Below are 13,839 nucleotides of genomic sequence, written 5' to 3' on the forward strand. Positions count from 1 at the left end.
AGGCGCGAGCAGGGGGTTCCTGCTCGCGCCTCTCGCGTCTGCGGACGGATCGGGTCCGGTGGACGGGACTACGCGCGACCGAACTGCGCGGCTGCCGGGCAGTCGAACGGGTCAGCACCGGCGGCGAGGCCGACACGGTTGAGGTACTCGATCACGATCAGGTACGAGCGCCCGAGGCTGGTCTCCGTGTAGGGCACGTCGTTCGCGGCGCAGTAGTCGCGCACGATCTCGCGCGCCTTTGCCAGGTGCGGACGCGGCATGCTCGGGAAGAGGTGGTGCTCCACCTGGTAGTTCAACCCGCCCATGAGCCAGGTCGTCCACCATCCCCCGCTGATGTTGCGGGAGGTGCGGACCTGCTTGGTGAAGAAGTCGAGACGGGCGGCGGGATCGACGATCGGCATGCCCTTGTGGTTCGGCGCGAACGCGGCTCCCATGTAGACGCCGAAGACCGCGAACTGCACGCCCATGAAGGCGAAAGCCATGCCGAGGGGGAGCATCAGGAACACGGGCACGAGGATGAGGGCGAACCGGAGCGCGATGATGCTCAGCTCGGTCCAGCGCCCCTTCACGTTCTTGGTCGTCAGGAGGTACTTCAGGCCGAGGAAGTGGAGGTTCAGCCCCTCGAGCGTGAGCAGGGGGAAGAAGAGCCAGCCCTGCTTTCGGGTGATCAGCTTGATCAAACCCTTGGCCTTCGCAGCGTCCTCCTCGAGGAACGAGATGGTGTCGACCTCGATGTCGGGGTCCTTGCCCACCTGGTTCGGGTTGCCGTGGTGCTTGGTGTGCTTCGAGTCCCACCACGAATAGCTCATGCCGATGCTGGCGATCACGATGCGGGCGAGCGTGAAGTTCGCGGGCCCCGTCGTGAGTATCTGGCGGTGTGCGGCCTCGTGTCCGAGGAAGGCGATCTGCGTCAGGACGAGACCGAGCCCCGCGGCGATGAGCAGCTGGAACCAGCTGTCGCCGAGCAGGATGAAGCCCGTGATGAGGCCACCGAGGGCCACGGCGATGCCTGTGGCCACGAAGACGTAGAACCACCGCGTCCGTCCCAGGAGGCCGGTCTCCTTGACCACCTGCGAGACCTGCTTGTACGCCTTGGCCATCGGCGGGAAATCCGCATTGCCGGAGTACGTCTGACGAATCGGGCCCAGCGTTGCCGCGGTCGGTTCGATCTGTGTGATGGAGATGATCTTCTCCTGACGTTCGGAGCCCTTGAGCTGTGAAAGCCCAAGGCAGCCGCCCAACGCTTACCTCACAGTAGCCCGAGCCGCATACGCGTCAGGGAATACATCGGAACCTCACGACGAGCCCCCAGGCGCACTCCGGCCCAGTGGTGAGCCGCTCCGTCAGGCGCGGGCGCGGCGAGCACGGCGCCGCCAGGCTCGCGGCAGGAAACCTGAACCGGCCGGGGCCGGCTCCTGTGCGTCTTCGAGGGCACGGAAAGCCTCATGGAGAGAGCCGAACGCGCCGAGCTCTGCGCCGTGGTTGTCGCGTACGAGATGGGCGCTGCCGTCGAACTCGACGAAACCAGCGAATTCGCCGGCGCGGGTTGCGACGTGGACGTCGGTGTCGGCCTGCTTCCAGGTCAACGGATCGGATGGAGGAAGGGTGGTCGTGCTCATGGTCATGCTCATTGCTGTGTGGCGGGCACGCGTGGGCGCTCCGCAAGATGTGAGATCGAGGGCGGATTCCGCACGCGTCGATGTGCGCGGTCCGTGATGGCCCTGATCAGTGGCGACGTGGCGGCCGAGAGGGGCGATGCACACACGTTGCATGGCCATCATAGCAGACCGTCCTCCCGACCCCGCTTCGCTATGCCTCCGCTGTATCGCTCGACGCCACCGGCGGCCTCAGCACCAGCACGACGACGACCCCGACGAGGATCAACGCGGTCAGCGTGACCGGAACCGGGAGCACCGGGTCCAGCAGTACGAGCAACGCAGCGATCGGGACGACGGTGTTCACCACACGGTCGGCGTTCTCGCGGATCGCGATCCACCAGATACCCAAGAGGAAGACCGCGATCGGGATGGTGACGGTGAACGAGGCGGCGACGTTGGACAGGTGGCTCTCGCCGGTCAGGACGTCGAGTTCGACCTCGATCCCCGCCGAGAAGGCCGCAGCTGCCGCGAAGACGAAGTAGTGCGTGTAGCCGTAGCGCAGCGAACGCCGGAAGCTCGTGATGGCGCGGTGGTGGGGCGGCCAGAAGTAGATCCACCACAGCGAGGCCGTGACGACGAGTGTGAGGACGGAGATCGCGATCAGCGGACCGAGACTGTCGACCTCCTCGATCGCCTCGATGATCGCGTTCGCGGAGGCGAGAAGACTCTCGCCCAGCACGATCAGAGTGAAGAGGCCGTAACGCTCCGTGATGTGGTGAGGATGCCACGGCGTCTGCTTCCGATACTCCGCGAACACCGGGATGCCGATCTCGATCAGCGCGAAGACGACGAACGCCGCGATCTGCCAGGGTCCGCTCGGGACCAGGAGGAACAGGATCCAGAGCACCTGCACCGCGGCGATGCCGAACGCGTACCGTCGTGTCGCCGTACGCAACGACCCCGCCGAGCGTGATGCCCGAAGCCACTGCGTCACCATCGCGGTGCGCATGACGACGTACCCGACGACAGGGATCGTGAAATCACCGTCGGAGAACGCCCGCGGGATGCCCGCCGCGAGCACGAGGACCCCACCCATCTGCACGAAAGTCGTCCCGCGATAGAGCCAGTCGTCGGTGTCGAACGACGTCGCGAACCAGGTGAAGTTCATCCAGGCCCACCAGATCGCGAAGAACAGCATCGCGTAGGAGGTGATGCCGTGCAGGAAGTCACCATGGCTCAGCGCATGGTGCAACTGAGCGGAAGCGATGCTCACCGCGACGACGAAGACGAGATCGAAGAACAGCTCGAGCGTGCTCGCGGTGCGGTGCGGCTGGGCAGGATCGCGAGGCAGCATCGTGCGGAGGCGGAAGCGTGCAGTGGTCGGGTTCGCGGTCACGGCGACAGGATAGCGCCAGCGTCCCGCGTCGTCGGAGACTCGATTCGTTCCATCGCCACAATTGTCTTCCCCTCGCGGACTCCATCCGCTACAGTGATCAACGTCTGCAGTGCCTGCTGCAAGCAACCGCCGTTTAGGGACGGTGGGATGCGGTCCGTGATGTGGGATCACGGTGAACCAGCAGGACCCGAGGGGTCGGGACGCAGACGGATGCCGTGAACGTGGGGTTCACGGTTTGGGGAATCTGGGGAATCAAATGACGCACTGGGGAATCCTGCGTACATTCACGGCTCATGGGGCCTCGGCATGACTTCCGTCGAGGATGCTCTGAGCATCACTCGCACGGGCTTCGTGCCGGTCGCGGCTCCGCGAGCCACCAAGTCGGCGACGCGAACGGTGGTCACACCGCGCGCCTCGGCGACATTGGAACGACGTCGGCAGTGGGAGCGCGGCTATCGGATGCGCCTGCGGATCACGGATGCGGCTGTCATCCTGTTCGCGGTCGGCCTGACGGCCGCGATCCAACTGATCACCGACGTCTGGGCCGCCGAAGCGCTGCGCGACGCGGCGTTTCTCGGCCTCGCCTGGTATCTGATGCTGTCGGCCCTCAACACCCGGGCGGCCGCCATCTTCGGATCCGGGGCCATCGAGTACCGTCGTGTGGCACACGCCGGCGGTCTCGCCTTCGGTATCACCGCGATCGCGGGCGTCCTCCTGGAGTGGGAAGGACTGCAGCCGCTGTTCTTCGCCGCACTCCCGGTCGGGATGCTCGGGCTCCTCGTCGCACGCTGGTCCTGGCGCCGCTGGCTGCAGCAGCAGCGCTTGAGAGGACAGTACGCGTCGAGGACCCTGGTCGTCGGTGCCACCGAAGACGTCGAGTACGTGATCAAGTCTCTTCAGAAGGGCGAAGAGAACGGCTACCACGTCGTGGGGACGACACTGCTGGATCGCAACGCCGGCGCGCTCGCCGTCGGGGAGAGCATCTACCCGGTCGTGGGCAATCTCAACACCGTCGCCGCAGCGGCGACGCACCTCGGGGCGGACACCATCATCGTGGCGAGCCGCCCCGAGGGTGAGCCCGACTTCATCAAACAGCTCAGCTGGGAACTTGAGGGAACCGCGGCCGAACTGGTGCTGTCAAGCCGTCTGACAGACGTCGCCGGGCCTCGCGTCTCGCTTCGGCAGGTCGACGGCCTGCCGCTGATCCAGGTGAAGATCCCGACCTATGAAGGCGGGGTCCACATGCTCAAGCGGGCTCTCGACATCGCTGTCGCGACAGTCGCACTGATCCCGATCGCCGCGATCACCCCGGTACTCGCCCTACTCGTCAAGCTCGACTCGCCGGGCCCCGTGTTCTTCTTCCAGGAGCGCGTAGGTCGCGACGGACGCACATTCAAGATGGTCAAGTTCCGCTCGATGAAGACCGACGCCGAGCAGCAGCTGGCCGCGCTCAAGGAGCAGAACGACGGCGCCGGTCTGCTCTTCAAGATGAAGGACGACCCGCGTGTCACTCGTGTGGGCAAGGTCCTGCGCAAGCTGTCGCTCGACGAGCTGCCCCAGTTCTGGAACGTGCTGACCGGCGACATGAGCGTCGTCGGTCCCCGTCCGCCTCTGCAGAGCGAGGTCACAGCCTACGACGGGACCGTGTTCCGCCGCCTCTACATCAAGCCCGGCATCACCGGCCTTTGGCAGGTGTCCGGACGCAGCGACTTGTCCTGGGACGAGAGCGTGCGCCTCGACCTGCACTATGTCGAGAACTGGTCGGTCATGAATGACCTGCAGATCATGTGGCGCACCGCCAAGGTCATGGTCCAGCCGAGCGGAGCATACTGATGGAGACCACGGAACAGGTCGAGCCTGCCGAGACATCGCGCCGTCGTCGCACGCGCTGGATCGCGGTCGCAGTTGCCGCGGTCCTCGCTCTCGTGGCCGGTGGCATCGGAGTGGCTCTCGTCGTGAGCAACGGAACAACCCCGCAGGCGTCCCCGACGTCCACACCGGTCGATGACGGCGACGCCGGCAAAGATGCGTCCGAAGAGCCGCTCACCACAATCCCCGCAATCGTCTCCGGGCCGCTGAGCGATGACGAGGACGCGGAGGTCGGGCGTGCCACAGCCGCAGCTGACGCGGTAGTCGCCGCGCTGGACGAAGTTGCCCAGCGCGGTGACGGGTCCGCCGTCGGAGTCGAAGCGGTCGCCACCGGGTGGGTCCTCGGCGAGGTGCAGTCGCACGCTCGAGAACAATTCGATCTCGGCTACAAACAGACCGGCGACGCCAAAGTGACCTCGGTCACGGCGACGGCAGTCGATCTGTCGTCCAGCCCGGCAACCATCATGCTGAAGGTCTGCGTCGATGTCTCAGACATCGACGTGACCGATGCGGCAGGCAATTCTCTCAAGGACTCGCTGTACAACCCGGGCCGGCCCGTGGCCCACCTCTATGGGGCTGTCTTCGAAGACAAAACCTGGAAGATCTCGTCCCATGAAATCCCGGATGTCCAGGACTGCGACGCAGCCTGATCCGTTGGACCCGACACTCGAAGAAGGACTTCCGATGAACATCAAAGCAACAACGCGGGGAAAGAACCCAGCCCGCGTGGCCGCGGGCGCGATCGTCGCCGCGGCCGCCCTCGTGGGCTCGCTGCTCACGCCGCTCGCCGCCGCGTCGGCGACTGTTCCGCTCCCTGACGGCCTGTCACAGGAGACTGCTGCCGCCTCGTGCTGGGAGATCAAGCAGAACTATCCGCAGTCCACTGACGGGGTTTACTGGCTGGTCACGCCCAGCCTGGTCGCACCGGACCAGTTCTACTGCGACCAGACGACCTCCGGCGGCGGATGGGTTCTCATCGGCCGCGGCCGAGAGGGATGGAAAGAGGGATACAACGGGCTGCGCACCGCCGCACAGATCCGCAACACTCCCAGTGGAACCGACGCCTTCCAGCCCGCGCAACTGCCAGCAGCAACCGTGGACGGGCTCCTCAACGGTGGTCGCGTCGATGCACTGAGCGACGGCATCCGCTTGCGTCGAGCCACCAACACTGCCGGGACCAGCTGGCAGGAGGCGCGGTTCACGTTCACGCAGCGCGACCGCTGGGTGTGGACGTTCGGTGCCGAGCACCGCGTCAAGAACTACAACTTCGACGGATCGACCGGCTCCGGTGGTCAGACGAACAACTTCGGCAGCAATAACGGGCTGCGCCGCGTCGTCTTCAGCGAGCAGGCGTCACACAACTACCTCAACGGATGGGCCTACGGCTCCGGCCAAGGCGGAAGCACCTCGGACACTTCGTACCTGTGGGCTCCGTCAGGACAGTCGTACGCGCGTCCGTTCACCCAGGTGTTCCTGCGCCCGCAGCTCAAGATCGCCGACCTCGATTTCGGCAGCATCCCGGCGACGGGAAGCTCAGCCACCACCGTGGCGGCGATTCCCGAAAGCGATGCGATGCCCACGGTGTGGGGCGTCTCCGGCTTCGCCAATGGGAGCAGCGGCGAACTCAACACCGAAGTCGCTGAGTTCGGCGAGGTCGACGGCAAGGTCTTCGTCGGAGGTAACTTCCGCTACGTCCAGCGGAACGAAGGCGGCTCCGGACAGGTGGAGCAGCCGTACATCGCAGCGTTCGATGTTAACACCGGCGAATGGGTATCGTCGTTCAGGCCGCAGCTCAACGGACAGGTGAAGGCGATCGTCGGTCTCCCCGACGGGCGCCTCGCCATCGGGGGCCAGTTCTCCTCCGTCAACGGCACCGCTCAGGCAGGAATCGCGATCCTCGACCCCACCACGGGGCAACTCTCTGGGTGGCAGGTGGCGGCCGAACACCGGGCGACCGGAAGCGTGCCGTACATCCGAGACCTCGATGTACAGGACAATTTCCTCTACGTCGCCGGATCGCTCACGCACTTGAGTGCGGTCGGCTCGACCACGAGCGCGAGCACATGGAACGGTGGCCGGATCGACCTGACAACCGGCCGTCCCGACATTCACTGGAACGCCTTCCTCAACGGCACGTCGATCGCTGTGGATGCGTCCGACCAGGGTGACCGCACCTACTTCTCCGGCTACTTCAAGATGAAGCAGACCACTTCGACTCCCAGCGCAGCCGCGATCCAGACCGTATCCGGAGCGCCGCTGGTGGACCCGCTCTGGGTCCCGAAGTTCAGCAAGGCATCCATCGACGCCTCCGGCAACTACTCCGGCAACGTCTGGCAGCTCGGCGTGACCGAGGCGGGCGGCAAGGTGTGGCTCGGCGGCTCGGAGCACTCGCTCTTCTCATACGATCGGAACACGTTCGAACGAGTCGGCGGTTCCATCACGAAGGTTGGCGGAGACTTCCAGACCGTCGAGCACAACGACACGCTGGTGATCGGAGGGTGCCATTGCGGCCACTGGGTCTACCAGGATGCGTACACATGGAGTGACGTGGGCACGGGGTGGACTCAGGCCGACAAGATGAACCTCATGGGCGCCTGGGACTCGACGACCGGCAAGTTCGTCAAGGAGTGGTCGCCCGTCGTACAGGCGCGCGCAGGCTACGGCGCTTGGGGCACGTTCTTCGACAGCACCGGCGTGCTCTGGGCCGGTGGTGACTTCAGACGTTCCGTGAGGGCAGGCGAAGTCAACCAATGGTCCGGCGGCTACATCCGCTTCGCCCCGAAGGACACGACCGCGCCGACGACGCCAGGGGCGATCACCGCGACCCCGGGCAACGGCGGCACCGAAGCGACGCTGACGTGGGCGGCTTCGACCGACACGGGCGGGGTCACGTACGAGGTTCTCCGTGACAACCGGGTGATCGCAACGACAACCACGGCGACGTACACGGTTCCGATCACCGAGACCCCGACGAACTACTTCGTCCGGGCTCGGGATGGCGGTGGAAACCGCTCTGCGAGCACCGCAGCCTTCGTCGCCCAGCCCGCTCCGGAGAGCGCACTCACGTTCATCGAGAACGGCGCCACCTGGTCCTGGCGGTACACCAACGACGCACTGCCCGCCGATTGGAACAGCGTGGACTTCGACGACACGGGATGGAACTCTGGCGACGGCTTCTTCGCCCGCGGCGTGGCCTCGGCGACGACGAACATCGATCCGACGAACCTCGCGCCGAAGCCTCTCAGCGCGCAGTTCCGCAACGAGTTCCAGGTCACGAATGCGCTGAGCGTCGTCGACGGAAAGATCTCGGTGATCGCGAACGACGGAGTTGTGCTCTACCTCAACGGCGTTGAGCTGGGTCGAGAGCGGATGCCTTCAGGAACTCTTTCTCAGAACTCCTACGCGACCGGCGTCATCTCCCACACCGGAGCGGCAGCGAACCGGGCTACGTTCGACGTGCCGCAGGGCATCCTCGTGGACGGCACCAACGTCCTCGCCGCCTCCGTGCACGCCAACTACCGCTCGACAGCTGACATCAGCTTCGATCTCGCCTTCACCGCAGAGCGCGGAGAGGCGCCGACAGCTCCGAACCCGGTCACCGGGCTCTCGGGGACGAGCACCTCCGACTCCGCCACCCTCACCTGGACCGCTCCCGCGAGCGGGACGACCCCGCTGTCCTACGTGATCAGCCGGGGCGGCGAGCAGGTGGGCACGACGGATGCGTCTACGACGACGTTCACAGAAAGCGGGTTGGCTGCATCGACCGCATACGAGTACAGCGTCGTCGCCGTGGGCGTCGGCGACCTCACCTCTACGCCGGCGGTAGCGCAGGTGACGACCGCCTCGCCGCCCGCGGACGATGAGGTGCCGGTCACGATCTCGAGCGGCTCCACCTGGTCGTGGCGCTACTCGACGGATCCTCTGGCAGCGGATTGGAACACCACCGGCTTCGATGCGACGACCTGGGAATCGGGCGCGGCCGTCCTCGCACGGGGCGTTGCCAGCGCAGCGACGAACATCGATCCGACCAACCTCTCCACCAAGCCGCTCAGCGCACAGTTCCGCCACGCTTTCACGGTGACGGACCCGTCAACGGTGCAAGACGGCACCGTGACGGTGACGGCAGATGACGGGGTGGTCGTGTATCTCAACGGCGTCGAACTCGGGCGCGCAAACCTCGGAACCGGAACGCTCACGCAGAACTCGTACGCGACGGCTGTCCCGCGCGCGAGCACTGCCGCGGCAAACCAGGTCACGTTCTCGGTCCCGGCTAGTCTGCTCGTCGACGGAGACAACGTGATCGCAGCATCGGTCCATGCGAACTACCGCGCGACGCCCGATCTGAGCTTCGACCTCTCATTGAGTATGCTTCGCGGATGAGCAGGCTCTCCTACAGCGAAGCACGCCGAGCGCTCGCCTCCGCCCAGAAAGCGGGGGCGGGCGTTCCCGCGTATCTCCGCTGGGTCAATCGTCCTCTGGGCGGGCGAGCGGCCGTCGTCGCAGCATCGTGGGGTGCAACCCCGAACGGTGTCACCGCGCTCTCCGCCGCACTCGGGCTGGCCGGTGTGGGCATACTGGCCGCACTCACGGACTGGTGGGTCGGCGCCCTCGCCGCCGTGCTCCTTCTCCTCGGCTACGTTCTCGATTCGGCGGACGGTCAGCTCGCACGGATCCAAGGCCGAGGAGGCCCCGCAGGTGAATGGCTCGACCATGTCGTGGACGGCGTACGCGCCCCGCTGGTGCACATCGCCGTCGCGATCCACCTCCTGCGGACGGAGGCAGCACCCTGGCTCATCCTCATCGCCGGTCTCTTCTCCGTCCTGGTCTCCGGGTGGTTCCTCTCCCAACTCCTTGCCGAGAAGCTCCTCCCGAAGTCGGTACCGTCTTCCGACGACGGACGGCGTGGCATCCTGGAATCCTTCATCAAACAGCCTCAGGATCCCTCCACGACGTATGTGGTGCTGGCATTCATCGGACTGCCGATCGTCTTCGCCGTGCTCTATGCGGCGTTGTTCGCCTGGCACGTTCTGATCTTCGCCGCCTCACTCCGCCGCAAGTACTCGCAGCTCACCGCACTCTGACCCAGGACGCACCTCGTATGGCTTCACTCATCTCCTCTCCGAGTCGCTCGCTCATAGCGGCGACCGGTCAGGACGCGAGCCTCGAAGTCGAGCCAAGAGTCCTGCCCGCCTGGCCCGTCCTCACGGTTCTGTGGGGGTATCCGGTGTTCTGGCTCGTGGGGATGCTCCCCTTCGCCTCCGTCATCATGGCGATCCCGATGCTCGCCCTGTTGATCATGCGCAGACGCATCTTGATCGTTCCGGGGATCCTCCCGTGGATCGGCTTCGTGCTGTGGATGATCCCGTCCGCCCTGATGATCGACCAGCTCGGACGAGGCGTCGGTCTCGGGGTGCGGTTCAGCCAATTCCTCGCGTTGGCCATCATCATGGTCTACATCGTCAATGCGCGAACGTCGCTGTCCCCGAAGCGGATCTTCAACGGCCTGACCTTCATCTGGATGTTCGTGATCGTCGGTGGCTACCTCGGGATGTTCTTCCCCGAGGTGCAGCTCACCATGACGATCGGAAGATTGCTGCCCGACGCAATTTCGAGCAACGACTACGTATCGGAACTGGTGTTCCCCACGCTGGCCGAGATCCAGACGCCGTGGGGCGCCGAGGAGCCCTTCGTCCGCCCTTCCGCGCCGTTCTCGTACACCAACGGCTGGGGCGCGGCCATGGCGGTGCTCACGCCGATAGCCATCGGGACGGCGATCGGGCATCGCACCGCTCGCGCGATGTGGGTGCTCGTCATCGCCCTGGTCGCTGCGATCCCCCCCGCGATCGCCACCACGAACCGCGGGCTCTTCCTCGGTATCGCCGGCGCCGTCGCCTACGTCCTCTTCTGCCTCCTCATCCGGGGTCGCCTACTTGCGTTTTTCTGGGTGACAATGCTGGGGACCGCTGGTGCCGTCATCCTCTTCCTCTCCGGATTCCTCGACGGCATCATCGCCCGACAGGAGACTGTCGATACGACCGAAGGGCGTGGGAATCTCTACGCCGAGACCTGGGAGAGAACCCTGCAGTCTCCGGTGATCGGCTGGGGCGCTCCCCGGCCGAGCACGTGGAGCGAGATCTACGTCGGAACCCAGGGCGCGATCTGGAACGCGATGTTCTGCTTCGGACTCGTGGGCCTGTTCCTGTTCCTCGGCATGATCGTCCTGGGCGCCGTCCGCACCTTCGACGCCCCCAACCTCTCGGCCGTCTGGATCCACGCAAGCGTCGTCGTCACGGTGTTCCTCTCGATCTTCTACGGTCTCGACCGTCAGCTCGTGTTCGTCGGGATCGCGCTCGCGGTTCTTCTGCGAGAGAAGTACCTGGGAAACTCCTCGTACTGGACCCCACAGCCCACGCCGTTCGCAAGAGCCAAGAATGAAGAGTGAGGGACTCGCGCGCAGTGGAGTGATCAGTCTCTTCGGCTCCGCCTTCGCAGCGCTCGCCGCACTCCTGCTCACGGCCATCGTCGGCAACACTCTTGGCGCAAGCGGCACCGGCCTGTTCTTCCAGGCGATGGGAATCTTCACGATCCTGACGCAGGTGCTGCGGCTCGGCACCAACAGCGGCATCGTCCGGTTCATCGCTGAGCAGCGCGCCTTCGATCGCGTCGGCGCCGAATGGCGCATCGTCCTCTTCGCCGCCGTCCCCGTCGCAATCGCATCCGGTCTCGTCTCCCTCGCAGTGTGGTTCTTCGCCGACGCTCTCGGTGCCTGGCTCGCGGCACCGACGGAAGCTGACGCGCTCACGGACCTGCTCCGCGCGATGGTGCCCTACATCATGATGGGCGCACTGATCGGCGTCCTGCAGATCACGGCACGGATGCTCCGCGGCGTCACTGCTTTCACCTTGCTGCAGAGCGTGCTGCTGCCGGCGAGCCGCCTGCTCACGGTGCTGCTGGCCGTGTCCCTTGCAGGAGTGGCGGCGTGGGGCGCCTTCGAGGCTTGGCTGTGGCCGCTGCCGGTCTGGCTCGTCATCACGCTGATCGTCGTGGCGACACCGCTGATCCGGGACTACCGCAGACGCGCTGAAAGCCCGCGCGCATCGCGCCCCTCGGTCTCGTCGTTCTGGCGTTTCAACGCGCCACGCTCGGTGAGTTCCGGCCTTGAGACAGCGCTGGAGTGGTCGGACGTGCTCATCATCGCCGCCCTGGCGTCCCCGGCCACGGCCGGTGTCTACGCGGTGATCACGCGAGCAGTGCGCGCGGGCGGCGTCGTGGACAAGGCGATGCGCGTTGCCGTCTCTCCGACGATCTCCGGTCTCCTGGCTCGTGAGAACTATCGCGAGTCGACGCGACTGCACACCTCGGTCGTTCGCGCCATGATCCTGATGAACTGGCCGTTCTACATGCTGCTGATCGCGATGGGCCCCGCTGTGCTCGCCATCTTCGGCGAGGAGTTTCGTTCGGGGTGGGGACCGATGGTCCTGCTATCACTCGCGATGATGTTCCAGACCGCGTGCGGGATGCTGCAGAGCATCCTGCTCCAGGGCGGGAAGAGCACGTGGCAGATGTACAACAAGGGCATCGCCCTGGGGCTGAGCATCGCGGGCAACCTGACGTTGGTTCCTGCAATGGGTATCTGGGGAGCGGCTGTGACGTGGGTGATCGTGGTCGTCGCCGACAATCTGATCGCTGCCATCCAAGTACACCGCGGCATGCATGTCGACCTTCAGCCTGGGAAGCTCGTCGCGGCCATGATTCCCCCCGTGGTGATCTTCGGCGGCGGCGGTCTGCTATTCACCTGGTGGGGCGGCTCCAGCCTTCTCGTTCTGCTGATCGCCGGCGTCGCGCTCTGCCTGGTCTACGCCACAGCCCTCTGGCTCCTCCGCCGCCCGCTGCACGTCGAGTCCCTGTGGCGCAGAATACCCTTCGTGGGCCGGTGGACCTGAAGCGTGGGAATGCGAAGCGTCAGCGGCGAAGTTTCGCCGCTACGATCGCCCCAGCGCTCCGGAGGGATCGCGGGATGAACGCATACCAGGGTGCGCGGCGGATCGGGCTCTCGAGCAGTGTACGTACCGCATCCGCACCAGGAGTCGCGATGTTCCCCGGTGGTGTGATCTCACCGGAGAGGGACTGGTCGAGCAGTCTCGCGAGCTCCGCCGCGGTGAGTGCCCGGCGGATGATGCCGAGACCGGCCATCTCCGCGCTGAAGACGAGCTGATGGTCGTCCACCACCTCGCCACCGCCGGGGACCCTAGGCACGACGATCGGAACGATGCCGAGCGCGCGCATATCCATGACACCGCCGGCTCCTCCCTGGAGCACGACCGCATCCGCGGCACGACACAGCTCCAGCAGCTCCGAATACGGGAGGATCTCGACGTTCTCCGCGCCGGAGACGGGCGCCGACGGACCGTGCTGCATGACGAGACGTACACCGGGGTTCTCACGAAGCCATTCCTCGGCCCACGCCGAAAGCCGGTCGAACGGCAGGTGATAGGTACCGGCAGAGACGACTACCAGAGACGCACTCACAGCACGACTCCGACGTTGCGAGAGCCGGGATAGAACGGGCGCATCTGCTCCCACTGCACGAGGAACTCGTCGGCGAACGGGTATACGAGGCGCCCACTCAGTCCCGGCGAGGTGATGCGGTCCACAGGTTCGAGATACACGGTGCGTGCCCCGTAGAGACGAGCCTGAGTAAAGAACGGGAGAGCGATTGCCGCTCCGGTGGAGAAGACGATGTCAGGACGTTCTGCCGCCAACACCCGACGTGCGAGTGCGAAGTTCCGAAGCAGGTTGGGGATGTTGCGCACGGTCGGATAGTGGATCTCGTACACCTTCTCATCCGCGAGCCGTGAGCGCGCGTCTTCGACGGGGAACGTAGCCCAGGAGCGCTCGTGTTCCCCCCACCAGTCCCGCAGCGCAAGCGCCTGCGTGAGATGCCCACCGGATGAACAGGCGATGAGGATCTTCACG

At 65.6% G+C, this 13,839-nt stretch carries 11 protein-coding genes; 6 read left to right on the forward strand and 5 right to left on the reverse strand.

Annotation, left to right across the window (positions count from 1 at the left end; all coding sequences use genetic code 11):
• Nucleotides 1–68: 68 nt before the first annotated feature.
• The 3 genes from LC041_RS16520 to LC041_RS16530 form a co-directional block, all read right to left on the reverse strand.
• Nucleotides 69–1,241 (reverse strand): fatty acid desaturase family protein, encoded by a 1,173-nt coding sequence (locus LC041_RS16520; protein WP_226534192.1) that lies wholly within the window; start codon nucleotides 1,239–1,241, stop codon nucleotides 69–71.
• A 102-nt stretch (nucleotides 1,242–1,343) separates the two neighbouring features.
• Entirely contained in the window at nucleotides 1,344–1,619 is a 276-nt protein-coding gene (locus LC041_RS16525) for a hypothetical protein (RefSeq protein WP_226534193.1), read from the reverse strand.
• A gap of 190 nt (nucleotides 1,620–1,809) precedes the next feature.
• On the reverse strand, nucleotides 1,810–2,952 hold the full coding sequence (locus LC041_RS16530) for a low temperature requirement protein A (protein ID WP_226534228.1): 1,143 nt from the start codon (nucleotides 2,950–2,952) through the stop codon (nucleotides 1,810–1,812).
• 348 nt (nucleotides 2,953–3,300) lie between these two features.
• Here LC041_RS16530 and LC041_RS16535 point away from each other — a divergent pair, with 348 nt between their 5' ends.
• The 6 genes from LC041_RS16535 (at nucleotide 3,301) to LC041_RS16560 (ending at nucleotide 12,806) form a co-directional block, all read left to right on the forward strand.
• Nucleotides 3,301–4,827 carry a sugar transferase gene (locus tag LC041_RS16535; protein ID WP_226534194.1) on the forward strand — a complete coding sequence of 509 codons (1,527 nt, stop codon included), beginning with the start codon at nucleotides 3,301–3,303 and terminating at the stop codon, nucleotides 4,825–4,827.
• 122 nt (nucleotides 4,828–4,949) lie between these two features.
• Nucleotides 4,950–5,513 (forward strand): hypothetical protein, encoded by a 564-nt coding sequence (locus LC041_RS16540; RefSeq protein ID WP_226534196.1) that lies wholly within the window; start codon nucleotides 4,950–4,952, stop codon nucleotides 5,511–5,513.
• 34 nt (nucleotides 5,514–5,547) lie between these two features.
• A complete protein-coding gene (locus LC041_RS16545; RefSeq protein WP_226534197.1) occupies nucleotides 5,548–9,243 on the forward strand; it encodes a fibrinogen-like YCDxxxxGGGW domain-containing protein in 3,696 nt (1,231 codons plus the stop codon).
• Nucleotides 9,240–9,944 (forward strand): CDP-alcohol phosphatidyltransferase family protein, encoded by a 705-nt coding sequence (locus tag LC041_RS16550; protein WP_226534198.1) that lies wholly within the window; start codon nucleotides 9,240–9,242, stop codon nucleotides 9,942–9,944. The genes LC041_RS16545 and LC041_RS16550 overlap by 4 nt, the downstream gene beginning before the upstream one ends.
• A gap of 17 nt (nucleotides 9,945–9,961) precedes the next feature.
• Nucleotides 9,962–11,305 carry an O-antigen ligase family protein gene (locus LC041_RS16555; protein WP_226534199.1) on the forward strand — a complete coding sequence of 448 codons (1,344 nt, stop codon included), beginning with the start codon at nucleotides 9,962–9,964 and terminating at the stop codon, nucleotides 11,303–11,305.
• Complete coding sequence (locus LC041_RS16560; RefSeq protein WP_226534200.1) at nucleotides 11,295–12,806, forward strand: lipopolysaccharide biosynthesis protein; 1,512 nt, start codon at nucleotides 11,295–11,297, stop codon at nucleotides 12,804–12,806. The genes LC041_RS16555 and LC041_RS16560 overlap by 11 nt, the downstream gene beginning before the upstream one ends.
• A gap of 19 nt (nucleotides 12,807–12,825) precedes the next feature.
• On the opposite strand, the gene LC041_RS16565 is transcribed toward LC041_RS16560, so the two are convergent.
• Together LC041_RS16565 and LC041_RS16570 are read right to left on the reverse strand one after the other, a co-directional pair.
• On the reverse strand, nucleotides 12,826–13,392 hold the full coding sequence (locus tag LC041_RS16565; protein WP_226534202.1) for a glycosyltransferase: 567 nt from the start codon (nucleotides 13,390–13,392) through the stop codon (nucleotides 12,826–12,828).
• Complete coding sequence (locus LC041_RS16570) at nucleotides 13,389–13,838, reverse strand: UDP-N-acetylglucosamine--LPS N-acetylglucosamine transferase (RefSeq protein ID WP_226534204.1); 450 nt, start codon at nucleotides 13,836–13,838, stop codon at nucleotides 13,389–13,391. The genes LC041_RS16565 and LC041_RS16570 overlap by 4 nt, the downstream gene beginning before the upstream one ends.
• Nucleotide 13,839: the final 1 nt, after the last annotated feature.

Source organism: Microbacterium paraoxydans, from assembly GCF_020524545.1.
Classification (GTDB): domain Bacteria; phylum Actinomycetota; class Actinomycetes; order Actinomycetales; family Microbacteriaceae; genus Microbacterium; species Microbacterium paraoxydans_C.

What these genes read in the sequence shown, in the direction of transcription:
- LC041_RS16525 (WP_226534193.1), bottom strand. Translation starts at nt 1,619, where the DNA reads ATGAGCACGACCACCCTTCCTCCATCCGATCCGTTGACCTGGAAGCAG.
- LC041_RS16530 (WP_226534228.1), bottom strand. Translation starts at nt 2,952, where the DNA reads ATGCTGCCTCGCGATCCTGCCCAGCCGCACCGCACCGCGAGCACGCTC.
- LC041_RS16535 (WP_226534194.1), top strand. Translation starts at nt 3,301, where the DNA reads ATGACTTCCGTCGAGGATGCTCTGAGCATCACTCGCACGGGCTTCGTG.
- LC041_RS16545 (WP_226534197.1), top strand. Translation starts at nt 5,548, where the DNA reads ATGAACATCAAAGCAACAACGCGGGGAAAGAACCCAGCCCGCGTGGCC.
- LC041_RS16550 (WP_226534198.1), top strand. Translation starts at nt 9,240, where the DNA reads ATGAGCAGGCTCTCCTACAGCGAAGCACGCCGAGCGCTCGCCTCCGCC.
- LC041_RS16555 (WP_226534199.1), top strand. Translation starts at nt 9,962, where the DNA reads ATGGCTTCACTCATCTCCTCTCCGAGTCGCTCGCTCATAGCGGCGACC.
- LC041_RS16560 (WP_226534200.1), top strand. Translation starts at nt 11,295, where the DNA reads ATGAAGAGTGAGGGACTCGCGCGCAGTGGAGTGATCAGTCTCTTCGGC.